This window comes from Chryseobacterium hagamense, from assembly GCF_007991455.1.
Taxonomy (GTDB): domain Bacteria; phylum Bacteroidota; class Bacteroidia; order Flavobacteriales; family Weeksellaceae; genus Chryseobacterium; species Chryseobacterium hagamense.
Genome location: NZ_BJYJ01000013.1, coordinates 1 through 22,191 on the forward strand (window position 1 = coordinate 1; position 22,191 = coordinate 22,191).

Sequence of the window (22,191 nt, forward strand, 5' to 3'; positions counted from 1 at the left end):
TCCCTGAACCGGGGTCGAAGAAAATGTGTTATTATTAATCGATACCGGGCCTTCAGCAGAAGTTGTTCCGCTAATATTCACCGTATTCAGGCTGGAAAGGTGAGCAACTTCAAGATCCTTATCCACGATAGCGTTGGAATTGGTTCTGATACTGCCCCCACTTACGATATCCTGTTCCACGCCTAATCCTCCCGACTCTATTATCATAGCCCCATGATCTTTGTTGGTGGCATTGTCAGTTCCTTTTATTCTCGCATTTTTATCGATCAGCAAATCCTGATGACCGACAAGATTCTTAGCGGCTGTAAGATTTCCTCCGGTGTTGATATTTTTTGCCACGGATATTCCTCCTGAAAAAACGGCAGATCCTTCATTCAGTGCATTGGATTCTGTAAGGTCACTGCTGCTTACCGGCTTACTGAAATTCACTTTTTCCGAAAAATCAGAAATTCCTGCTACGTGAAGGTTTCCCGAGAGATCGGTATTGTTTTTAACGGAAAGGTTTTCACCCACATTCAGGTTTTTCCGGATTCCGGCTCCGCCTTTGACCGTAAGGGCTCCGGTATCCGGGCTTAATGACTGCAGATCAGAAGTTATTTCAGCAGTCCCGGCATTCAGATGATCGGTATGGGAATTAAGAGACGTAATGCTGTTGGCCACAAGATTGCTGACCGTTAATGTATTCGTATTTCCCAACACGACATCGCCCAGGAAATTGATTTTCCCGTCTGCCGTAATGCTCATCCGCAGCTTATTATTGGTTTTGAAATTCAGGGGAGCTTCATCTGCCGTGCCTAAAAAACCGTTTCTCATGGACACATAACGGTTGCCGTACAGCGACCAGGTATTTCCTTTAGATGCCAGTCCGGTATCGGGATCCGTTCCGGGGACGGTACTGCCCTGTGTCCCGGGAACAGTCCCTGCGGAGATACCGCTCAGAGAGCCTGCCGTCAAAGCATGGAAAGCATAAGGGACTGCATACAGCTGTGTAGCCTGGAGTTCTGTAAAAGACCCTCCTGCCGGATCATTGGGATTTGAAATTTTGTATCGGATACGGAGGCTGATTTCCTCGGTACTGAAAGGAACCTGGCTAAAGTTTCCGTAAGTAGCGCTTCCTTTACCCACCTGTAAGAATACAAAGCCTTCGTCATTGGTATTGATCTGCTGATTTTCAGAATACCAGATTTTATCTTTGGTAAACAATTCGGCCTCAATCGTCAGTGCCTTGCTTTTAACCGCCTGATGGCCGGCATCAAAGATCTGCGAACGGAAAACCATGCTTCCGAAGGGCTTTTCCTGCGCTTTCACAGCCTGTATCATAAAGGCAAACGCAAGGGAAAAAGCCGAAGTATATAATTTATTCATTTAAAGTGTTTTTAGGTTGTTTTTATTTTTTAATAATCTTATATGATTTACGTAAGCCATCGTCTTCCAGGATCAGGATATAAATGCCGGTTGGCATTCCCATCATGTTGATGATAAAATGGGCGGGCAGGCCGTTCCGTACTGCCACGGATTTTCCGCTGGCATCTACCAACCGGTAATTAAGGTTTTTCCCTGTATTGCCGTTCATTTTTACATTCAGGAGGTGATCCACGGGATTTGGGTACACCGTAGCGGATAAGCCAGCTGCCTGCGATACCACCGGATAAAGCGCGTAGGTATTGATTTCAAAATTTTCAGCTATATTCTGTATCTCTTCAACCCGGTAGGTCTGCTGCCCGGATACAGATATCGAACAGAAATGCAATCCGATAGCGCCTGTTAAAATGGGCCGTAAAGATTTTTTTATTTTCATAAACAAAATTCATTTATTTATTGGCTTCACTGCTACAGCTTACAGAAACTCCGTTATTACTGGTCTCATAAGTAAACACGATCCGGGTCCTTTCATTATTGATCACCCCTTCGCCCGTGATGTGCAGATTATCCGCATTGGTATTGATAATAATGTGATCAGGATTGTCATCACTCACCCTTGCACTCACCGTACTTCCGTAACCGCCGAAATTTTTAAGGTAGATTTCTTTGGTATTTTCATTTTTTACGCTGATTTCCATACTGTATGCCGTATTGGTATATCCGCAGGAGTCATTGACCTGATAGGTTCCGAGAAATTTCAGCAGAACGGAATCTTCATCGCGGTTGCATGCTGCTATGGTCATAAAGATCATCAGTAAAAAAATGATTCTATCTATTTTTAATGGTTTCATTATTCAGGTTTAAAGGGTTAAAATTTTCTTGTAATTCCTACACCCATAGAAAAAGCAAGGTTTCTACGGGATTCGAAATCATACTTCCGGTATACTTCAGACAGTCCGAACTGGAATCTTGGGATGATATGAATATCATACCGGTCATCTAATTTGATTCCCATTCTGATCCCGCCTTCCAGGCCAAGATCCGCTTTTCCACGGCCTGCTTCATCCGGAAGATCATTGTTTTTAATCGTTATGCCGGTATGCACCGGAAGTCCCAGGTAAATACCCGTATAAGGGGAAACCATGAGCATTTTATTATCGATTATTTCAATCCCAACGTATTCACTAAACTGAATATAATCCGCTGAATAGTCAGTATTCTCGTTCCGAAATCCACGTCTGCTGTATCCTGCACCGGATAGCAGGGACACTGTATTGCTGATATGACAGCCATAAACTGCCTGAAAAGAAAAGGCATTTTTATAAAGCAGGTGTTCTTTGGTAAGACCTTTGAACTTAATGTAGCTGTGATTGACACGGTCATAGAAGGCTGTGAAGCCGATTTCATTTTTCGTACTTTGCCCCATAACCGATGAGACCATCAAAACTGAAAAGGCCGTAAATAAAAAGTAACGCATTATCTTTTGTTTTTTAATTGATGAACGGCATGCTTCAGTTCCTGAATCTGCTTTTCCAGAAGTACCGTTTTATTTTTCATAAAATCCGTTTCGCTTTCCAAAGCGCATACTTTCCTGTAGAGAAGCTGGTTGACCCTAACTTCGACCAGTAACAGCTCATCACGGTCTATCTGCTTCAGATCGTTTATTTTTTTGCCGCGTACAAAATAGGAATATGCTTTGGGAAGATTGTTCTTCACCGCGAAGGTAAATTCATTGGGTATTTCCTCAACCCTGGATTCAAATTTGATCCCGTCTTTATTTTCAATCATTACAAAGTCGCCTGCAACCAGGCCATGACGGTTTTTCATAGTAAGTTCCAGGAGATCATTTTTCCGGTTGTAGACGACTTTCTGGGTATTGGAATAAATATCCGGAATATAAGCCGGATGCAGACTGATCAGGGAAGCATAGATTTCCGGCAGATGGTCTGCCGAAATATAGAAATGTTCCTTACCGGCATAGGGCAAATCTTTTTCCGTATAACTGGCTTTATAAAAAGGAATGTTGCTGAAGTTATGCAACAGCAGACTGTCCTGAACGGGTTCAGCTTCTGTTTTTTTCTCAAGCAGTCTGTCATCCATCGGAAAATAAGGATCCCGTTTTTCGAGGGTGTCCTGGCCAAAGAAACAGCCGGAACACAAAAAGGTAACGATCGTAAGATACCGCATAAATATGTATTTAAAATTATGAATATAAAGGCACGGAACAGAGCGGCAAATCATAAAATCTACCGTAATAAATATCATTTTAAAAATGAAATCAGAAATGTATCAGGGAGAAAAGGATGTTGTGTTTCATTTTCATCATTGTGTTTGTTTTAAGCAAAATTAAAAATAACTACACAATTCCGGAGGAATTATAGATTAATTTTATATTAACAGAATGTTACAAAAAAAGAGATAATTATCCATTAATGCTCCAGCTGCACGGTGCCCATTTATTAATGTGAATTCGAAATCGAATCCGGATTAAAAGGTTGGAAGGGGGATGCCGGATGCAGGAATTTTTATAATGAACAGTTAAAACAAACAGCGGAGCCCGGTTACCGGACTCCGCATTTTAAGATGATTTATTACGGTAAGCAGGATTGCTATTTGCAAATTGATTGCTGATAAACAATGGGATGCTTTATGTTCGGGTCACCCGAAATACGAGATTGTGCAATAGACGGCTTCAAAAGGCCTCCAATATCCGCGAGATTTTCCGTTTTATTTCTGATTACCTAGTTTCATGACTGAAATTTTATCCTTTCCGGCAAAAACAACGGTATGTTCATCCACCCATTCGCAGACGTAGAGGTTCTTTTCATCGGAAATCTTTTTCCAGGTCTTCCCGAAATCCGAAGAATAGCTGATGTGCCTATCCCCTACTGAAATGATTTCTTTTCCTTTGGAACCCGGTTTTATTTTCACGCAGGTCGTATAGCCCGCATTTTTTCCCGAAGCCTGAACATGCCAGGTTTTCCCGCCGTCGTTTGTGGTTGCGATGTTGTTTATATTGGCTTCCGGTCTGGTATAATCCCCGCCGGCAGCAATTCCGAAGGTATTGTTCAGGAAATCGATGGAATAGATTCCCTGGGAAGATTCTCCCTGGATTATGGGGGTATTGAAAACATTAATTTGATCATTCTTAAAATTCAACCTTAAAATTCTCGAAGATTTTCCACCGGTTGCAACCCACATAAATTTTGTTGTCGAGGCAATATTCGTATTACTCGCTGCAAATGCGGCCTCTCCCTGATTAAGTTTGATATTATTTTTAAAGAAGCTCCATTTTCCATTTTTATATATCGTCAATTTCAATCTTGCATCATCAGTATCGCTAAAAGCAAATGCCAAATGAGGATTAACAAAATGAAAAGCGTCATAAAATGCTGCTTTGCTCACATCTGTAAATACAATTTGATGAGTAAGATCCTTTTTATCAATTTTAAAAAAAATAGCCGGGCTTTCAATATTGGCAGCATAGAAAAAATCTTTATCCTGCGCTAATGTTCTGAATTGAAGCGATTCATCCGATAATCTAATCTGATTTTTATAATCAGGATTTTGTAAATCCACAAAGCCGAATTTGGAATCCGTCCCGCTGTACCATACTTTGTGATCATACAGTCCGAGTGCCCGGATGCTGATCTTATCATTAAATATCGTCTTCATGCTCTGAACCTGCTGGGCGGATGCAGCCATTCCGAAGAAGGCAAACATCAGGGGAAAGATTTTTTTCATATCCACAAAAATAAAAAATCCACAGAATTCTGTGGATTTTATTTATAGTAATTTATTTTTTAATCTAAATCATGCTTTTCAAGAGGCTCCTGCTCCGCTTTGAAGGTTTCGCCATAGCCTACTTTATGAAGCTTGCTGTTTCTGAGACTGTAGGTAAAATAAATAATCACCCCGATAACCAGCCATGCCATGGAAAGGTATTTGGCCTCGTGGCTCAGGTTCCAGATCAGATAAACATTGATGCAGATTCCTAAGGTGGCAATCACCGGCAATGCAGGAACTTTAAATGTTCTCGGCATATTCGGTTCCTTCTTTCTTAAGATCCATACTGCAACGCAAACCATGGTGAAAGCGAATAAAGTACCGAAGCTTGTCATGTCGGCCAGTTTGCTGATCGGTGTAAAGGCTGCTACCGTAGCAATAGCCAATCCCAAAAGCATCAAGCTTTTCGCCGGCGTTTTTCTTACAGGATGCACATCGCTGAACATTTTAGGGATAAGACCGTCTTTGGACATTCCGAGGAAAATCCTGGACTGCCCCATGATCATTACCATTAATACGGATACCAGACCTACGGTTGCTGCAATCGTAATAATGTAACCGGCCCAGCCCTGTCCTGCAATTTCAAAAGCATACGCTACCGGTGCTTTAATGGCATCCGGATATTTTCCATGCGGATCAAAATCCTGATAGTTCATCATTCCTGTAAGAACCAGTGATACTAAGATGTATAAACCGGTACATACCAAAAGTGAAACGATGATCGCAAACGGAACATCTTTTTTAGGATTGATGGCTTCCCCCGCCTGTGTGGAAACGGCATCGAAACCTACATACGCGAAAAAAATTGCTGCCGCTCCGGAAATAATCCCCTGGATACCGTAAGCCTCCTTCATATTTTCCCCTTCCTGCACCATTTTTGCAGCAGGAATAAAAGGATTCCAGTTGTCTGCATTGATGAAGAATACCCCAGCAATAATCACGAAAAGAACGGCTGAAACCTTCATGATTACGATCATGTTGTTTGCTTTTGCCGCTTCTTTGGTTCCTTTAATAAGAATAGAAATTACAAAAAGGACGATCAGGAAAGCCGGTAAGTTCATAGAAAATCCTTCTCCCGTATAGCTGGCCGGATCCGACGTGAGGTACTCGGGAAGATGAAGGCCGAACATTTTCAGCAATTTATTAAAATATCCCGACCAGGAAACGGCTACCGTCATGGATCCCATGGCATATTCGAGGATGAGCCCCCAGCCTATGATCCAGGCGAAGATCTCACCTACCGTTCCGTAGGCATACGCATAAGCCGAACCTTCTACCGGAAGGATGGATGCAAATTCAGAATAACATAATGCTGCAAATACACAGGCAATTCCTGCAATAACGAAAGAAAGGGCCAACGCAGGTCCTGCATGGTAATACGCTCCGGTACCTGTAAGCACGAAAATTCCCCCTCCGATAATAGCCCCGATTCCGATAGCTGTAAGACTCCATTTACCGAGTACTCTTTTGAGCTGACTGCTTTTCATATCATTCTCGAAAGCACTCATCGGTTTCTTGGTCCAAATTTTAGACATATTTTATTATTTATTAAAGATTTACGAAAATATAAAAAATTTATAAACATTAACGTTTATTAGTAAACTTTCGACGTTAATTTTAAATTTTTGTAATTTAAATTTCTGATTTCCATCCCGTTTGCGCCATTTCTTATTATCCGATATTTTGTCTAATTTTGAATGCATGAATCTATATGATCTCTTCGTAAAACCCTACGAAACCTACAGTACCGCACAGATCGTGCTGGAGTCTTCCGCTACCGTCTTCGGTATTCTGAGTGTCTATTTCTCCATCAGAAAAAACATCTGGGTCTATCCCACCGGAATTATTTCCACGCTTATCTATGTGTATATTCTTTTCAACTTCGGACTGCTGGGAGACTGCATGATCAATGTCTACTATACCGTGATGAGCATTTACGGCTGGATCCTCTGGGGACAGCACTCCAAAGACCACATTCATGTAGAAGTAAGCTGGGCTTCAAAAAAAGAATGGCAGTATGGGATTTTACTTTTTGCCTTAAGTTTAATCTTAGTAACAGGAGTGTATTATTACAAACCTTATATCGACAATCAGTTTTCAATGCAAGGCGCAAATCTAGGCCTTTACCATCTGGATTGGGGCAACTGGCTGGATGTTTTCACCACTTCCCTCTTTCTGGTCGGGATGTGGTTTATGGCCAAAAGGCGTATTGAAAACTGGATTTTCTGGATCGTCGGCGATATGATCTGTATCCCGATGATGATTTATAAGGAGCTAGGAATCACTTCGGTTCAATATTTGGTATTTACCATAATGGCGGTCCAGGGATACGCCGTTTGGAAAAAAAGTTATAAGAAAAAAAGTTTTTAAAGTCATGAAAAATTTATTAAAAATAGCATTCAGTGTCATTACACTTTCAAGTTTAGCATCCTGCTCCATTTATTCGGATCCATACACCAGTGCGTACGGCGATCCTTATTATGATAACGGGGCCTATTATGCACCGCAAGGCTACTATGGAAACGGCGGGTATTACGGGGATGACGGATATTACTACCGTAACAATTACAATTATTATTACGATAACGGCATGCCATACTACTACCAGAATTACAACAATTCCAGAAGGAAGGTCTATGTAGAGAGAAGATCGGGATCCAACGGAACAACATCCGCCAGACCGAATAACGGTTTCAGAGGTAACGTAAACGACGGCCCTACCTATAACAGCAGCGTAAGACAGAACAGCGGCCAGAGACAAAACAACGGTTTCAGAAATCAGCAGACGACCACAACCAGACCTCAGAACAACAGCAACGGAGGTTTCAGGAACAGTACGAATACAAATAATTATAATAACAATAATTCCAACAATTCGAACAGCGGAGGTTTCAGAAACAGCTCGCCTCAGCCTCAGCAGTCTTCACCGCAACCACAGCGGAGCAGCAACAGCAATAGCGGCGGATTCAGATAAAAACAGCTACAAATAATGAAACGGACAGTTAACACTGTTCGTTTTTCCTTTTATTATAGTAATTTTGCACGGTTAATTTTTAAAGGACAAGAAACCGTAAAAGTCAGCTTAAACCCGTGAATTCAAAGGTGGGAACTGATTTTTAATTTCTTGAAACAGCAATCTCAACTACAGTATAATACGAAATAAACTATGGAATTTTATAAATATCAGGGTACGGGAAACGACTTTGTCATGATTGACAACCGTTCCGGGGAGTGGGACCATCTTTCCGTTGAACAGATCCGGCAACTCTGCCACCGGCGTTTCGGGATCGGTGCCGACGGACTGATCAAGATCAACATGGCTGAAGGCTATGATTTTGAAGTAGACTATTACAACTCCGACGGATCGAAAAGTTTCTGCGGAAACGGCGCCCGCTGTTCGGTAGCATTTGCTTTCTTCCTCGACTTGTTTGAAGGAAAATGCCGGTTTATGGCCATTGATGGCGAGCATGAAGCGGAAATCCATAACGGGATCGTCAAACTGAAAATGGGGAATGTGGAAACGATTTCAAGTGACGGAAAGGATCAGGTAGCTGATACCGGTTCGCCCCATTATATAAAATATGTAGAAGATCTGGTCAACTACGATGTTTTTGCAAACGGAAGCGGCATCCGTAACTCCGAAAAATATAAAGAAAAAGGCATCAATGTCAACTTTGTAGAAAAAATAACGGATGACGAGATTTTTGTGAGAACCTATGAAAGGGGCGTTGAGGATGAAACGTACAGCTGTGGCACCGGTGTTACGGCGTCAGCTTTAACTTTTCTGCAGAATAATGATCTAATTTCTGTAAAAGTTAAGACTTTGGGGGGAAATTTGAAGGTATATGCTGAAAAAACCGGCAGCTCCTTCCGGAATATATGGCTTGAAGGTCCTGCCAAACAGGTATTTAAAGGAAAAACAGCCCTTATTTAAACAAAACTTTTATTAATCGACAGTACATGAAAAAAGCTATTCTCATTATCATCCTGCTCGTTTTGGCGGCAGGCGGATTTTTTGGATTTAGATTTTACAAAAAATATTACGGTAACAACATTGAAAAGGACGGCTATGTGCTGATCCCTCATCATGCGAGCTTTAAACAGATCCTGGATTCAGCGTCGAAGTACATCGGCAATAAAGAATCATTTGCAGCGGTGGCCCAGGAGAAAGGATTGGCAGATAACTTCAAACCCGGGCGCTACCATTTCCAGAAAGGACTGGGAAATACGCGTCTGGTAAATATGATCAAAGCAGGCAACCAGGCTGACAATAGTTTCAGGATCGGAGATTTCGGCGATGTTTACCAGATGGTCGGTAAGGTAACCAAAAAAACGGAGCTGGATTCTCTTCAGTTTGTAAACGGTCTTAATGAAATTGCATCAGAAAAAGGTTACCGCAATGCAGAAGACCTGAAAAAATATTTTTTTATCGATACCTATAATTTTTTCTGGACGGTAACGCCGCAGGAGTTCTTTAAAAAATTCGACACTCAGTACCAGGAATTCTGGAACAGCGAGCGGACAGCACAAGAGCAGCAATCCGGGCTGACGAGAGACCAGATCTATGCCCTGGCATCCATTGTCTATAAAGAATCGGGTGGAAAGAAAGACGAGATGCGGACGATTGCCGGATTATACCTGAACCGGTACCGCAAAGGGATGAAGCTGCAGTCTGACCCTACTGTTATTTATGCCATCAATAAGCAGACGAATTTTAAAGAGCAGATTAAAAGGGTTTTCTATAAACACTTGTCTACCCCCTCGCCTTATAATACCTATGCCAACAAAGGCATACCTCCGGGACCGATCTGTGTGGTGGATAAAAATTCCGTTGATGCGGTACTCAATGCTGAAAAGAATGATTATATTTTTATGTGTGCCGATCCGGCAAAATTCGGTTACCACAAATTTACGGCCAGTGCCGAACAGCATGCGATTAATGCAAAGGCGTATCAGGACTGGCTGAATTCAAAAAATATAAAATAAAACCATATTAACTTTTTTTTAACAATTCAGCAATTAACATTTCGTTGTTTTCAGCGACCTATTCATTATAAATAATAAATTATACTTGATATTGTGAGATTACCAGCATTGATAATTTCTCAATAGAAAGGGAAATCTTTCACGATTTTACACAAAAAATACCCTTATGAATCAGACGGAAATCATTAACATTTTTACAAAGAAAACCCTAGGGCTTACTTTTGTACTTTCGGCAGCAGCATTCGCTTTTGCACAGGAGAAGGTCGGTATTTCAGGATCGGTGGTCAGCAAGAGCAACCAGCCCGTTCCTTATGCTTCGGTTACATTCAGTAACAAAGCCAATAAATCATTCAGTGATGCGACGCTCACTGACGAGAAAGGACAGTATAAGCTTGAGCTTGCTCCCGGAAATTATGACATCACCATCGAGGCCATCGATTACCAGAAAAATGTCATTAATAAGCAGATTACCGCAGCCGGAAACATCGGCGCCTTTTCAATAGATCCTGAAAAAAGTTCCACCAACCTGAAAACAGGGGATATCCAGGGCGTTGTGATTACGGCACCTTCTACCAAGCCCTATAAAGTGGAGCTTGATAAAAGAACCTATGATCCTTCCCAGGATATTGTGAGCAAAGGAGGAAGTCTTCAGGATGTACTCTCCAATGTACCTTCGGTTTCCGTAGAGACAGACGGAACCGTTTCCATGAGGGGAAGCTCCAATGTAAAGTTCCTGATTAACGGAAAGCCTTCTGCGCTTCTGGGAATTGATGACGGAGCCAATGCTTTACAGAGCATTCCGGCAGACCAGATTGAAAAAATTGAAGTCATTACCAACCCTTCTTCCAAATTTGAAGCAAGCGGAACGGCCGGTATTTTAAATATTATTTTAAAGAAAAGCAAGAAAACCGGTTTTAACGGAAGTATTACCGGAACATTGGGTTATTTACCGCAAACCAATCTCAATACGAATTTAAGCTGGAGAAAAGGTAATCTTACCTGGTTTCTGAATGGCGGCGGCGGTTACAGAGAATCCAAGAATACGAACAGGAATAATGCAATTTACCTCATTCCGAGAGCTGATAATACAACCAATGCAGACCAGGAATCCATAACAAAAAATAAGAACGACAATTATAATGCTTCTACCGGTTTTGTATACGACCTGTCTGAAAAAACCTCAATAAATGCTTCCGGAACCGTAAGGACTTTTGACAGTGACAATATCGGAAACGTATGGTACGGGTACCGTTATACCGACGGAAGCCTGTCTTCCGCAAGAAGGGATAATGTAGGTTCCAACAACAACCTGGCCTTGCAAGGCGATTTCGGCCTGGATCATAAGTTCAATGATAAAGGACACAACTTATCCCTGTCCTTAAGCTTACAGCGAAACCGTTCGTATAATGATACGGATGTTAAGCAAACTGAAAATGATGCATTTACTTTACAAAACCAGATCAACCAGACAACACTTAACAAAACATTAATCGGTAAGGCTGATTATGAACTTCCAATTGGCGAAAATTCAAAGCTTGAAGCCGGATACCGTCTGGATATCAATAAAAATATTTATGATAATGATGTCTCTCAGAGGTATTCACTTTCTGCAGACTATTTCTACCTGCCAACCTTTACGTATAATGCTTTGTACAAGGAGACCTTTAATGCAGGATATGTTCAGTTTAAAAGTAAAATCGGCAAACTGGGCTATCAATTAGGTTTAAGAAATGAATATTCAGAGGTTGACATCAAGTATCAGAATCTGGTTCCAAATGCTGATTTTATTGATAAAAAGAAAAGTTACAACAATCTGTTTCCAAGTATTTTCTTAAGTTATGAAATTGCAAAAGATAATCAGTTCCTTATGAATTACTCAAGAAGAATTGACCGGCCGCGATCTTTCTTCCTGATCCCGAACCCGAGCTACACGGATAACCAGAATATTTTTGACGGAAATATCGATCTGAATCCTTCTTATGTGGATTCTTACGAATTCGGATACAGTATCTCCAAAAATAAGTTTACCGTAAATCCTACCTTATATTTCAGGCATACTGCTGACGATGTAAAAATGCTGGTCTACAGTGATGCTGGCGGAGCTTTCCATACCAAACCCATTAATTTAGGAAATGATGACCGTTACGGAATGGATCTTAATTTTAACTGGGATGCTACAAAATGGCTGAAGTTACTGGGAAACGTAAACCTGTTCGGCTATAAAACCACCGGAACATATACCGGCCCGGAAGTGACGAAGCCGATGCCTTTTGAAGGTTCAGGATTTTCTTCAATAGCCAGGTTGACAACTACGTTTAAAGTAGATAAAACATTCAGTTTCCAGTTACAGGGCTTCTACCGCGGGGCTCAGAAAACACTCAGCCAGGACCGGAAGGATATGTATGCAGTTAGTTTTGGAGCCTCAAAAACCGTTCTTAACGGAAACGGAACCATCAGCTTCAATATTCAGGATATCTTTAATACAAGGGCGATGAGAAGTGTTACCAAAACCGCTGAATTTGAAAGGGAATCCTATATGCAATGGCAGCCAAGACAATTTGCACTATCCTTTACGTACCGGTTTAAGCAGGGAGAAAAAATTGAGCAGCCGAAACGTAAGAAAGACATCAACTCCAACGCAGCAGGAGACGACCAACAGGGTCCGATGTAAAAGAAATATAAATCACAAAAAATCCCGAAATTGCTTTCGGGATTTTTTTATTGTTCAGGTTCTGCAGCTTCCAACTTAGCCAGCTTGGCCAGTTCGGCTTCGTAGATTCTTTTTCTCAGATCGCTGGAAGAAAACCGGTGGTCTCTTTTGTTATAAAAGATTTCAATTCCTTTTTCTTCACAGTATTTCTTTCCGGTAAAGTCCCTGTCGAGATAATCATCCCCGATGATTCTCACGTCGATCACGAACGATTTCAGAATATCCAGAAGATCTTCTTCGGTATAATAAGGGATAATTTCATCCACTGCATCTACGGCCTTCAGCTGAATGTACCTTTCAACAATGGTCTGTGTCGGTTTATTCTTGGTCGGACGATCGTGTGACGGATCAATCTGCAATCCGACAATCAGGTAATCACAAACTGTTTTAGCTTCTTCCAACATTTTGATGTGCCCTGCGTGAAGCAAATCAAAAGACGAAAAGGTAATCCCAATTCTTTCTGTTTTCATATCAATATTTTTTATATCAAAAATTTTTAAGCGTTTCTGTTTCCTAAATACTTCTGCCATTCCCATACCGTTCTTAATGCTTCCTCCAAAGAAGTTTCAGATTTCCACTGAAGTTCTCTCTGCGCCTTATCTGCATTGGCATACGCTATGGTAATATCGCCTTCCCTCCTGTCACAGATCTGGTAAGGCACTTTTACATCATTAGCCGTTTCGAAAGCTTTTACTACTTCCAAGACCGAAGATCCTTTTCCTGTACCGAGATTAAAGATGTCAATTGTAGCCACGTTGGATTCGTCTTCCATTAATTTCCTTAAGGCCGCTACGTGGGCCTTCGCCAGGTCGACTACATAAATATAGTCACGGACTGCCGTTCCGTCCTCTGTAGGGTAATCATCTCCCCAGATGCTCAGCTTTTCCCGTACTCCTGCGGCCGTTTGCATTACGTAAGGTACTAAATTATTTGGAATTCCAATCGGTAATTCTCCGATTTTTGCTGAGGGGTGTGCCCCTATCGGATTGAAATACCTCAGTAATGCGATCTTCCTGTGGTAGGCCTTGGCAAAGTCAATCAGGATCTCTTCTCCCATCTGTTTTGTTTTACCGTACACACTTTCCGGCATTTTCAGCGGTGTGTTTTCGTCGATGGGCATCTGGTCAGCCTGACCGTACACCGTGCATGATGAACTGAAAATAAAGTTGGAAATCCCCCTCTCCTTAAATTCCTGAAGAATATTGATCAGGGTAAACAGGTTGTTTTCATAATAATCCACCGGTTTCAGCTGGCTTTCCCCTACGGCTTTGGAAGCCGCAAAATTGATGCACCCGTCAATCGTGTGCGCATCAAAAACCTGGGTCAGAAGTTCTCTCCTTTTCAGGTCAAAAGGATAAAATACGGGCTTTTTGCCTGTAATCTCCTCAATATTTTTTAAAATAAATTTTTCGGAATTGGATAAATCGTCCACAATCACCACTTCGTAATTGCTGTTTAAAAGTTCCACCACCGTGTGGGAACCAATGTATCCAAGACCTCCCGTTACCAGTATTGCCATTTTTTATGTTTTTATGACTTTGTCAAAGTTAAAAATCTTTGACAAAGTTTCGTTTTATTATTTTAAGTCACCCCATTTTGTCAAAGTTCAATATCTTTGACAAAGTTTCTGTTACCGTTTTTCTGCGACATCCAAAAAAATTTCACGCTATTCCAACCATTCAGGCGCTTCATTCCACTGAATATGATGCAGGCAAGCCAAAATAAAAATCATCAATCCAAACTCCCTGCACCTTATCACAGTTCAATATCTCTTACAAAATGTCCGTTAAACTCCTTTCGGTGACACGCTATAAAATTTTCTCGATCCCCGAACCATTCCATTACCTCATTTCGCAGAAGGAGCGTCCGGGTTTCAGAAAGCACCGCAAGATAAGATGAAAATTTATAATTCTGAAAATTTTCAGGATTTTGATGGATGTAAATAACTAAATTTCTCAGATATTCTTCAGAATCGATACGGATTCTTTTGAATGGTGATTCAAAAACAGGCCCGCTTCGCCGATAGACTTTATTAAAAGCCTGGGTATAGCTGCTGATTAGCCTTCCGATCTGTTTGCTGAAAAAGCATTCTTCCGAATGAAGGCCACGGTCTTTAAAAGAAGACACCTCCTCGATCCCGGATTTCACTTTAAGAAGAAGATGAAAATGATTTGGCATCAGGCAATACGCGTAGATGTCAAAATAAGGAATCAGGTATAATTTTACTTTCCGAAGAAAAAAGCTGCAGTTTTCATCACTTAAAAAGACCATCTTTGAGTTTACTCCCCTGTTGAAAATAGGGTAAAAACAGCCGCTTTCCAAATGGCTTTCTCTGATTTTCATGTTTGTGTTTTTTGTGTTTTACTTAGACTTTGCAAGAGATTTTTGACTTGACAAACAGTGTACTCATTTATTCTTCAAGCCCAATTGAATCTATATTTTCATATTTTATTTCTCCGTATCTAAACTTATTAATCAAATAAAGTAAAACGAGAAGGATACAGCAGACTCCTATGATGATGCCCTGGTCATTTACAGCAACTCTTTCGGCGGAAAACACATTGATGATTTCCACTCCGAAAAGCAGGATGAAAAGAGAACCGTAAAAGAGATTTAAGACCGGAATGGTTTTCTTTGATTTTATCAGCAGGCATACCAGGCTTATAAAACACAACATAAACAAAAAGCTTAAAAAAGCAGATGTAAAATACTCGCCAGCAGTAACGCCTTCCGAATCGCTTTTGAAAAGAGTGTATGTATCCCCCGTAGCAAAACCTAAAATTAAAAGCATAAAAAAGCCGAAAAAATAAACCGCTCTTGTCATGCTCTTGTGTTTAAATATTTTACTTTTCATTGTTTGTGTTTTTTATTTTAAAATTTTGTCAAAGATTTTCAATTTAAACAAAGCAGTCTACTGGCATCCATTCTATTGTCCAATATAATCTATATTTTCATATTGTACCGCTTTAAACCTTCGGACGATATATAAAATTACGAATAAAACTAAATAAAGGCCAGATGCAAGAAAATAATCGATCTTATCATCCCCAAAACTTTTCAGGATGAAAATAGTTCTGAGGATACCTAATGAAATCGTGATCATTAATAAAATCAACAAACAGGATAATAAAACAATTGAATATTTCTTTTTCAATATTAATGAAAAAAAGGAAAGCGTCGATACAGCAGCTATGGAAAATGTGGTTATAGAAAATAAAATTTCTTCTACGTTATTAAAAGAATTTGTTATCCATCTGTTATAAACCGCAAATCCAAAAGCAAGCATTAGAACGAAACTCAGTATAATAGTAAACCAGTAAACGGCTTTATATCTAAAAACTTTCCTCTTCATCTATTATTTACTCATAAACTCCAACACCGCATCCGTGATATATTTCAGCTGCTCTTCGTCCAGTTCCGTATGCATCGGAAGGGAAATCACCTGATCCAGAAGTTTATCCGTATTGACGAAATCGGCGTCGTTACTCTCTTGGAAATAGGCCTTCTGCTTTCTCAGGGCTACAGGATAATAAATCATCGCAGGAATATCTTTTTCGGTCAGGAACTTCTGTAATTCATTTCGTTTACCGTTGAGAATCCTCAGGGTATACTGATGAAAAACGTGTGTAGAGTAATCCGCTCTTTTCGGTGTTAAAATATGTTCGTTTCCGGCAAAAGCTTCGTCGTAATAATCGGCTGCTTTTCCTCTTGATTCGTTGTAATTATCAAGGTGCGGAAGTTTCTTTCTTAAAATCGCTGCCTGAACACTGTCCAGCCTGGAATTCACCCCGACTTCATCATGGTAGTATCTTTCATACATCCCATGGTTGACGATCCCTCTTAACCTGTGGGCCAGTTCGTCATTGTTTGTGAAAATCGCTCCACCGTCGCCGTAGCAGCCTAAATTTTTGGAAGGGAAGAACGAAGTGGTTCCTACCGTCGACATGGTTCCGCCTTTTTTCACCATTCCGTCGCAAAAAGTGAATTCCGAACCGATGGCCTGTGCATTGTCTTCGATAACATAAAGATTATGCTCTTCAGCAATTTTCAGGATTTCTTCCATATTCGCACATTGCCCGAAAATATGTACCGGAATAATCGCTTTTGTTTTTGGCGTAATGGCTTTTTTGATGGCTTCCGTAGAAATGGTAAAAGTATCATAATCCACATCCACCAGAACCGATTTAAGTTTAAGCAGATGAATAACTTCTACGGTTGCGGCAAAGGTAAAATCTGCGGTAATGATCTCATCCCCTTCTTTTAAATCCAGCGCCATCAAGGCAATCTGAAGGGCATCGGTCCCGTTTCCGCACGGAATCACGTGCTTTACATCCAAATAAGACTCCAATTCGTTCTGGAATGACTTTACTTCAGGGCCGTTGATGAAAGCCGCCGAATCCATTACATTCAATACTGCATTATCTACATCATTCTTTATCTTGTAATACTGACTTTGCAAGTCAACCATTTGGATCTTTTTCATAAATAAATATTTCTGTAAAAATAAGGAATTTAAAATCCCGTCAAAAATTTTATTGATTTTGTTTTATCTTTATAGAAAATAAGTACATGAAAAAAACTTTACTCTTTTGTCTTTTAGCAGGTTATTCGCTAAGTTTTGCACAGACATCGCTTGTTTTTGTATTTTTTAAGGATAAACCCAACAAGGCTGCTTTCTATGCCAATCCATTATCGGAACTGTCCCAGAAATCCCTCAATCGCAGGGCTTCCATGGGCATTGCACTGAACGACCAGGATGCGCCTGTCGAGCAGACCTACATCAACAATATCCAAAGCCTGGGATTTACCGTAACGGATTATTCCAAATGGCTGAACGGGGTTGCGGTGAATGCGACGCCGGCGCAGATTAATACGCTTCAGTCGCAGAGCTACGTCCTGTCAGTAGAGAGTTTTGCCAGAAATGCTTCCGGCGGAACAAAGCTTGCCCATCCGGGCAAATGGGAAAATCCCACTGATCCGGCCGGTAAGAACCTGACGGTTTTTGATTACGGCTCCGGCTCCGCACAGATTGACCAGATCAATCTCCGCCCGCTTCATCTGGCCGGTTTTACCGGTACGGGCGTAACGATTGCCGTTATTGATGCCGGATTCCCGAATGTGAATACGGCTGCTGCTTATTCCAGGCTGTGGACCAACGGTCACATTAAGGGCGGCTTTGATTTCGTTACCAAAACACCCGATATTTACAATGCCTCGCTTAATTCCCATGGTACAGCTGTTTTGGGTGCGATCGGCGGTTATATCCAGGATACCTTTGTAGGATCGGCACCGGATGCCGACTTTTACCTGTACCGCAGCGAAAATGCAGCGGTAGAAATTCCGGAAGAAGAGCTCTACTGGATCGAAGCGGCTGAAGAGGCCGACCGGAAAGGAGTGGATATGATCACCACTTCACTGGGCTATGCTACTTTTGATGATCCCAGGTACAACTATACGTATGCTCAGATGAACGGGACTACCTCTTTTATTGCGAGAGCAGCAGAAATAGCGGTAAATAAAGGAATTTTCACTTTAATTGCTGCCGGAAATTCAGGAGCGCAGCCGTGGCATTACATTGTAACGCCGGCTGATAATGCAAAAGTTTTCACCATCGGCAGCGTGGATTCGGCAGGAACATCTTCTTCCTTTTCCTCTTATGGCCCTAATGCTGCCGGAGTAACCAAACCTGATGCTGCTGCCAGAGGCACAGGAGCTACCAGTGTTTCCAATACAGGCAATACCACCATTTCAGTGAACGGAACTTCCATTGCCACACCGATTGCTGCCGGAGGAGTGGCCTGCCTCATCCAGGCATTTCCAAACATGAACCGTGATCTGATGAGAAACCGGCTGCGGCAGACCGCTTCCCTCTATCCGAACCACACCGACCAGATGGGATTCGGAATCCTGAATTTCGGAAGTTTTTATAATACTGTGTTAAACACTTCAGATCTTGTCAGGAAAAATACAGTTGCCATTTTCCCGAATCCGGTAAAAACTATCCTGAACGTCGCCTCGGAAAGTGAAATTCTCTCATTGGAAGTGTACGACAACCTTGGAAGGCTGATCACAAAAAATAATGATAACATGCATTCTGTAAAAGTAGAGGATTTTTCCAAAGGGGTGTATTACCTGAAAATACTGACGACGGATAAAGTGTATTATGAGAAATTTATTAAAGAATAAAAAAGAAACCCTTCCGGCCGGAAGGGTTTCTTCTGATCAATCTTTACTTGCTATTATTCAAACTTTCTTGTTCACAAAATTTCAAAACATCTTTAAAATAATCTTTAAGGCCTTTATATTCCTGTTCGCCAGGGTGCCAGTTGGCAAATTTCCAATATTTCCATTTTCCTTTGGCAATATCAACAGGGACCAGTAAAAAATACTGCTCCTGGCCCTTTCCGGCAATCAGTAGGCTTTTCTTTAAATCATTTCCAGTTTCATTATTGCTTACGTCCCATATTTTGACAAGATCAGGATCGATAGTATTTAAATAATCAATTTCATCAACTTTCATAAAAGTTGGCTCAACTGTATTCGGAGCTGAAAAACCGTTGGTAATTTGTAAAAATGTTTTATAATCTTCAGGCAGGTTTACATGTAATCTTCTCTCAGCTTCACGTACATCTTCAGTATTTGCAGGCTCAAAACCCAGCCATTGATTTTCAATCTGGAATTTCGACGCATTTTCCCATGCATCGCCCGATTGTATTGATAAAATCGAAATCGCAAGAAGAAGCTCCTTCATAAAAATTAAGCCGAGTTTCTGCTGGCATTAATGTTCCCGAACAGCGAACGCGTCACCAGTTTCCCGTAAGCTACCGTGTTGCCTTCTCCTTTCTGGATCTTCATCAGCGCATACTGCTGGATGCTCAGCAGCGGCAACACGATTCTCTCCCGGATCTTCACCGACTTGCGGGACAGCGGGTCTTCCTGCTGCAGCATGGTAAAGCCGGTAAGTTCCAGCATGATATTTTTGGAAAGGTTGTACTCGTCAAACAGGATATTCCAGAAGGCGCCGAATTTCGGGTTGTTCTTAATGTAATACGTTAGCGGGAAATAGGTTTTATTCATGCTCATCATGGAGTTGAGCACCAATGTTTTAAAGAAATCGGAACCTTTATACAATTCGATGACTTCTTCAAACCGGCCCTGCTCTTTCAGCTGCTGCATGGCAAATCCGAAACCGAAGAACCCGGGAACATTCTGCTTCAGCTGCGCCCAGGATCCCACAAACGGAATCGCCCGCAGGTCTTCGAACTTCAGCTCGTTTCCGGCACCTCTCTTCGACGGACGGCTGCCGATATTGGTTTTCCCGTAATATTCCAGCGTGCTCATTTCCTGAAGATAAGGCACAAACATCGGATGTGCCTTCAGATCGGAATATTTCTGATAGCTGATTTCGGCCAGTTCGGAGATCAGTGCTCTTTCTTTTTCCGAAAGCTCTTTCTTTGAACTTTTGAAGACGTCGTTTTCCACTCCTGCTGTCAGAAGCTGTTCGAAGTTGTATCTAGCCTGTTCCTTATTCCCGAAAATACTGGTGATGGTCTGTCCCTGGATCGTCAGCTCAATCTTGTTATTGGCAATGGTTTTTCCCTGGGAAGCATAGAAATCGTGGGTTTTTCCCCCGCCTCTTGCCGGCGGGCCGCCTCTTCCATCGAAGAATACGACCTTGATCCCGTTCTGTTCGGAAAGTTGGGTAAGCACTTCCTTGGCTTTGTAGATTTCCCAGTTGGCTTTCAGGTAACCGCCATCTTTGGTTCCGTCCGAGAAGCCGAGCATGATCGTCTGCTGGTTTCCCCGTCGCTGCAGGTGTTTCTGATACACCGGATTGCGGTACAGTTCCTCCATCACCTTTTCAGCATTGGCCAGCCCTTCCATGGTTTCGAAAAGCGGAACGATATCCATCTTGATTTCTTCTTCCCTGTAACCGCATATTTTGAAAAAGGCATATACGTTCATTACATCCTTTACGGCATCGGAGTTGGAAATAATATAGCGGTTCATCCCCCTCAGACCGTTACGCTGCTGGATTTCCGCAACCTGTGAAACGGTAAGCAGCGTATCTTTTACGATATCCCCGAAATCTTCGGCGTTTATTTTATCTTCTGTTTCAATTAACGTATTGAATTTTTCTTCATTTGTCGCTTCCGCTTTCCCGGATATTTTGGCAAATACCTCATCAATGACTTTCTGATGAATGCGGCTGTCCTGGCGGACGTCTAAAGTGGCAAAATGGGTCCCGAAAATTTTCACCCGGTCGCGGAAATTCACCAGTTCATCAATGAACAGGGAATCGTGCTGTTCCACAAGGATTTTTTCAGCTTCATCCAGCCTTTTGATGATGTCTTCAGCCTCAAGTTGCTCACTCCTGAAAATCGCGGTATACAGTTCGTTGCTCAACTGTCCCAGGACTTCAGAAACGCCTCGGAAACTCAGTCTTCTCCTCACGGATTTCAAATGGTTGTAATGGGCTTTTAAAATCGCAGTCCGCAATTCCTCCGCTACCCTTTTGGTTACTTCCGCCGTTACAAACGGATTTCCGTCGCGGTCGCCGCCCGGCCAGAATCCCAGCTGAATCAAATCTTCATGCAGATGGAAATGATCGTTCCCAAAAGTGGTTTTAATTTTGTTAAACAGTTCACCGATAGAATCGTAATAGACGTACCGCAGGTAATAAATGATGCTTAATGCCTCATCGATCGGAGTCGGTTTTTCTTTGTTTACGAACGGTGTTTTCCCCAACTGCTGCAACAGCATGTCGATATTGGTAATGGAATCCGTGGTGATCGCATTTCTCAGATCATGCAGGATCCGCTGTACCGAATTCGGGTAAAACTGGGTCGGGTGCGCAGTGAAGACAATTTTTACGGCAAAGTCCTTCAGCTTATCACGGATCTGCTCGAGCTTATGATCCTGATAGGAACGTTCGTACATATTGGTTACCGTTCCGGTATCACTTTCGGAATGAAGGCTCGGGAAGGCGGCATCCTCAATACTGTCGAACAAAACCACCTGTCTTTCAATATACTGGATGATCTTGAAAAGCAGCTCAAGCTTCTGCTCTTCGGTCTTCAGATCGGTGTGGTTTTTAAAGAATTCCTCAACGATTTCTTCGGGGGTCTTTCCGGCTTCGTAGCCGGTTTTGCTTTCTTCACAAAGAAACGGAAGCAGCATCCCGATGTTCGTCATTTTATCATAAGGCAGGCTCATAAACAATGAATTATAGATCTGGAACTTATTTTCCACAATCTGCCTGAATTTTTCTGCGCGTTGGTTGTGTCTCATGATAACAAATGTAGGGGATTTTGGTTTTAATTATATGAAAAATATTTTAAAAAAAA

General features: G+C 41.7%; 21 protein-coding genes. 7 read left to right on the forward strand and 14 right to left on the reverse strand.

Going from position 1 to position 22,191, the window contains the following annotated elements; translation table 11 throughout:
- From CHA01nite_RS12130 to CHA01nite_RS12160, 7 genes are all read right to left on the reverse strand, one after another.
- Positions 1-1,365: hypothetical protein (locus CHA01nite_RS12130; RefSeq protein ID WP_228458408.1), on the reverse strand; the 1,365-nt coding region annotated here is incomplete at its 3' end.
- A 22-nt stretch (positions 1,366-1,387) separates the two neighbouring features.
- A complete protein-coding gene (locus CHA01nite_RS12135) occupies positions 1,388-1,798 on the reverse strand; it encodes a T9SS type A sorting domain-containing protein (protein WP_146941708.1) in 411 nt (136 codons plus the stop codon).
- Between the two features lie 13 nt (positions 1,799-1,811).
- Positions 1,812-2,213, reverse strand: a complete 402-nt coding sequence (locus CHA01nite_RS12140) for a hypothetical protein (protein ID WP_146941709.1) — start codon at positions 2,211-2,213, stop codon at positions 1,812-1,814.
- A 17-nt stretch (positions 2,214-2,230) separates the two neighbouring features.
- Positions 2,231-2,839, reverse strand: coding sequence for a hypothetical protein (locus tag CHA01nite_RS12145; protein ID WP_146941710.1), 609 nt, complete (start codon positions 2,837-2,839; stop codon positions 2,231-2,233).
- Positions 2,839-3,549 (reverse strand): hypothetical protein, encoded by a 711-nt coding sequence (locus tag CHA01nite_RS12150; RefSeq protein ID WP_146941711.1) that lies wholly within the window; start codon positions 3,547-3,549, stop codon positions 2,839-2,841. Before CHA01nite_RS12150 ends, CHA01nite_RS12145 begins: the two co-directional genes overlap by 1 nt.
- Positions 3,550-4,089: 540 nt before the next feature.
- The gene (locus CHA01nite_RS12155) at positions 4,090-5,106 is read right to left on the reverse strand and encodes a WD40/YVTN/BNR-like repeat-containing protein (protein ID WP_146941712.1); all 1,017 of its coding nucleotides are present in this window, start codon (positions 5,104-5,106) and stop codon (positions 4,090-4,092) included.
- A 59-nt stretch (positions 5,107-5,165) separates the two neighbouring features.
- Positions 5,166-6,683, reverse strand: a complete 1,518-nt coding sequence (locus CHA01nite_RS12160) for an APC family permease (RefSeq protein ID WP_146941713.1) — start codon at positions 6,681-6,683, stop codon at positions 5,166-5,168.
- A gap of 166 nt (positions 6,684-6,849) precedes the next feature.
- On the opposite strand from CHA01nite_RS12160, the gene pnuC reads away from it, so the two are divergent.
- The 5 genes from pnuC to CHA01nite_RS12185 all read left to right on the forward strand — a co-directional run bounded on the left by pnuC (position 6,850) and on the right by CHA01nite_RS12185 (position 12,805).
- Positions 6,850-7,518 carry a nicotinamide riboside transporter PnuC gene (pnuC, locus tag CHA01nite_RS12165; protein ID WP_146941714.1) on the forward strand — a complete coding sequence of 223 codons (669 nt, stop codon included), beginning with the start codon at positions 6,850-6,852 and terminating at the stop codon, positions 7,516-7,518.
- A 4-nt stretch (positions 7,519-7,522) separates the two neighbouring features.
- Positions 7,523-8,122 (forward strand): hypothetical protein, encoded by a 600-nt coding sequence (locus tag CHA01nite_RS12170; RefSeq protein ID WP_174771823.1) that lies wholly within the window; start codon positions 7,523-7,525, stop codon positions 8,120-8,122.
- 192 nt (positions 8,123-8,314) lie between these two features.
- Positions 8,315-9,082, forward strand: a complete 768-nt coding sequence (dapF, locus tag CHA01nite_RS12175; RefSeq protein WP_146941715.1) for a diaminopimelate epimerase — start codon at positions 8,315-8,317, stop codon at positions 9,080-9,082.
- A gap of 26 nt (positions 9,083-9,108) precedes the next feature.
- Positions 9,109-10,134 carry an endolytic transglycosylase MltG gene (mltG, locus tag CHA01nite_RS12180; RefSeq protein ID WP_146941716.1) on the forward strand — a complete coding sequence of 342 codons (1,026 nt, stop codon included), beginning with the start codon at positions 9,109-9,111 and terminating at the stop codon, positions 10,132-10,134.
- Between the two features lie 166 nt (positions 10,135-10,300).
- Positions 10,301-12,805 carry a TonB-dependent receptor domain-containing protein gene (locus CHA01nite_RS12185; protein WP_146941717.1) on the forward strand — a complete coding sequence of 835 codons (2,505 nt, stop codon included), beginning with the start codon at positions 10,301-10,303 and terminating at the stop codon, positions 12,803-12,805.
- A 47-nt stretch (positions 12,806-12,852) separates the two neighbouring features.
- On the opposite strand, the gene CHA01nite_RS12190 is transcribed toward CHA01nite_RS12185, so the two are convergent.
- From CHA01nite_RS12190 to CHA01nite_RS12205, 4 genes are all read right to left on the reverse strand, one after another.
- Entirely contained in the window at positions 12,853-13,314 is a 462-nt protein-coding gene (locus tag CHA01nite_RS12190; RefSeq protein WP_146941718.1) for an adenylyltransferase/cytidyltransferase family protein, read from the reverse strand.
- A 26-nt stretch (positions 13,315-13,340) separates the two neighbouring features.
- Positions 13,341-14,363 (reverse strand): UDP-glucose 4-epimerase GalE, encoded by a 1,023-nt coding sequence (gene galE, locus CHA01nite_RS12195; RefSeq protein ID WP_146941719.1) that lies wholly within the window; start codon positions 14,361-14,363, stop codon positions 13,341-13,343.
- A gap of 236 nt (positions 14,364-14,599) precedes the next feature.
- Positions 14,600-15,187 carry a hypothetical protein gene (locus CHA01nite_RS12200; RefSeq protein ID WP_146941720.1) on the reverse strand — a complete coding sequence of 196 codons (588 nt, stop codon included), beginning with the start codon at positions 15,185-15,187 and terminating at the stop codon, positions 14,600-14,602.
- A gap of 67 nt (positions 15,188-15,254) precedes the next feature.
- Positions 15,255-15,698, reverse strand: a complete 444-nt coding sequence (locus CHA01nite_RS12205) for a hypothetical protein (protein WP_146941721.1) — start codon at positions 15,696-15,698, stop codon at positions 15,255-15,257.
- Positions 15,699-15,906: 208 nt separating this feature from the next.
- Here CHA01nite_RS12205 and CHA01nite_RS12210 point away from each other — a divergent pair, with 208 nt between their 5' ends.
- Positions 15,907-16,107: a hypothetical protein gene (locus CHA01nite_RS12210; RefSeq protein WP_146941722.1), complete on the forward strand. Its 201-nt coding sequence runs from the start codon at positions 15,907-15,909 to the stop codon at positions 16,105-16,107.
- A 92-nt stretch (positions 16,108-16,199) separates the two neighbouring features.
- Here the strand turns inward: CHA01nite_RS12210 and CHA01nite_RS12215 are convergent, their stop codons facing one another.
- A complete protein-coding gene (locus CHA01nite_RS12215; RefSeq protein ID WP_146941723.1) occupies positions 16,200-17,327 on the reverse strand; it encodes a DegT/DnrJ/EryC1/StrS family aminotransferase in 1,128 nt (375 codons plus the stop codon).
- 86 nt (positions 17,328-17,413) lie between these two features.
- On the opposite strand from CHA01nite_RS12215, the gene CHA01nite_RS12220 reads away from it, so the two are divergent.
- Positions 17,414-19,030, forward strand: coding sequence for a S8 family peptidase (locus CHA01nite_RS12220; protein ID WP_146941724.1), 1,617 nt, complete (start codon positions 17,414-17,416; stop codon positions 19,028-19,030).
- A gap of 43 nt (positions 19,031-19,073) precedes the next feature.
- Here CHA01nite_RS12220 and CHA01nite_RS12225 read toward each other — a convergent pair whose 3' ends face one another.
- A complete protein-coding gene (locus tag CHA01nite_RS12225; RefSeq protein WP_146941725.1) occupies positions 19,074-19,595 on the reverse strand; it encodes an SMI1/KNR4 family protein in 522 nt (173 codons plus the stop codon).
- Between the two features lie 5 nt (positions 19,596-19,600).
- A complete protein-coding gene (locus tag CHA01nite_RS12230; RefSeq protein ID WP_146941727.1) occupies positions 19,601-22,135 on the reverse strand; it encodes a phosphoenolpyruvate carboxylase in 2,535 nt (844 codons plus the stop codon).
- Positions 22,136-22,191: the final 56 nt, after the last annotated feature.

Coding starts and splice junctions, on each gene's coding strand:
- dapF (WP_146941715.1), top strand. CDS start 8,315: ATGGAATTTTATAAATATCAGGGTACGGGAAACGACTTTGTCATGATT.
- CHA01nite_RS12190 (WP_146941718.1), bottom strand. CDS start 13,314: ATGAAAACAGAAAGAATTGGGATTACCTTTTCGTCTTTTGATTTGCTT.
- CHA01nite_RS12155 (WP_146941712.1), bottom strand. CDS start 5,106: ATGAAAAAAATCTTTCCCCTGATGTTTGCCTTCTTCGGAATGGCTGCA.
- galE (WP_146941719.1), bottom strand. CDS start 14,363: ATGGCAATACTGGTAACGGGAGGTCTTGGATACATTGGTTCCCACACG.
- mltG (WP_146941716.1), top strand. CDS start 9,109: ATGAAAAAAGCTATTCTCATTATCATCCTGCTCGTTTTGGCGGCAGGC.
- CHA01nite_RS12200 (WP_146941720.1), bottom strand. CDS start 15,187: ATGAAAATCAGAGAAAGCCATTTGGAAAGCGGCTGTTTTTACCCTATT.
- CHA01nite_RS12170 (WP_174771823.1), top strand. CDS start 7,523: ATGAAAAATTTATTAAAAATAGCATTCAGTGTCATTACACTTTCAAGT.
- CHA01nite_RS12230 (WP_146941727.1), bottom strand. CDS start 22,135: ATGAGACACAACCAACGCGCAGAAAAATTCAGGCAGATTGTGGAAAAT.
- CHA01nite_RS12220 (WP_146941724.1), top strand. CDS start 17,414: ATGAAAAAAACTTTACTCTTTTGTCTTTTAGCAGGTTATTCGCTAAGT.
- CHA01nite_RS12150 (WP_146941711.1), bottom strand. CDS start 3,549: ATGCGGTATCTTACGATCGTTACCTTTTTGTGTTCCGGCTGTTTCTTT.
- CHA01nite_RS12185 (WP_146941717.1), top strand. CDS start 10,301: ATGAATCAGACGGAAATCATTAACATTTTTACAAAGAAAACCCTAGGG.
- CHA01nite_RS12145 (WP_146941710.1), bottom strand. CDS start 2,839: ATGCGTTACTTTTTATTTACGGCCTTTTCAGTTTTGATGGTCTCATCG.
- CHA01nite_RS12160 (WP_146941713.1), bottom strand. CDS start 6,683: ATGTCTAAAATTTGGACCAAGAAACCGATGAGTGCTTTCGAGAATGAT.
- CHA01nite_RS12140 (WP_146941709.1), bottom strand. CDS start 2,213: ATGAAACCATTAAAAATAGATAGAATCATTTTTTTACTGATGATCTTT.
- CHA01nite_RS12225 (WP_146941725.1), bottom strand. CDS start 19,595: ATGAAGGAGCTTCTTCTTGCGATTTCGATTTTATCAATACAATCGGGC.
- pnuC (WP_146941714.1), top strand. CDS start 6,850: ATGAATCTATATGATCTCTTCGTAAAACCCTACGAAACCTACAGTACC.
- CHA01nite_RS12215 (WP_146941723.1), bottom strand. CDS start 17,327: ATGAAAAAGATCCAAATGGTTGACTTGCAAAGTCAGTATTACAAGATA.
- CHA01nite_RS12205 (WP_146941721.1), bottom strand. CDS start 15,698: ATGAAAAGTAAAATATTTAAACACAAGAGCATGACAAGAGCGGTTTAT.
- CHA01nite_RS12135 (WP_146941708.1), bottom strand. CDS start 1,798: ATGAAAATAAAAAAATCTTTACGGCCCATTTTAACAGGCGCTATCGGA.
- CHA01nite_RS12210 (WP_146941722.1), top strand. CDS start 15,907: ATGAAAATAGTTCTGAGGATACCTAATGAAATCGTGATCATTAATAAA.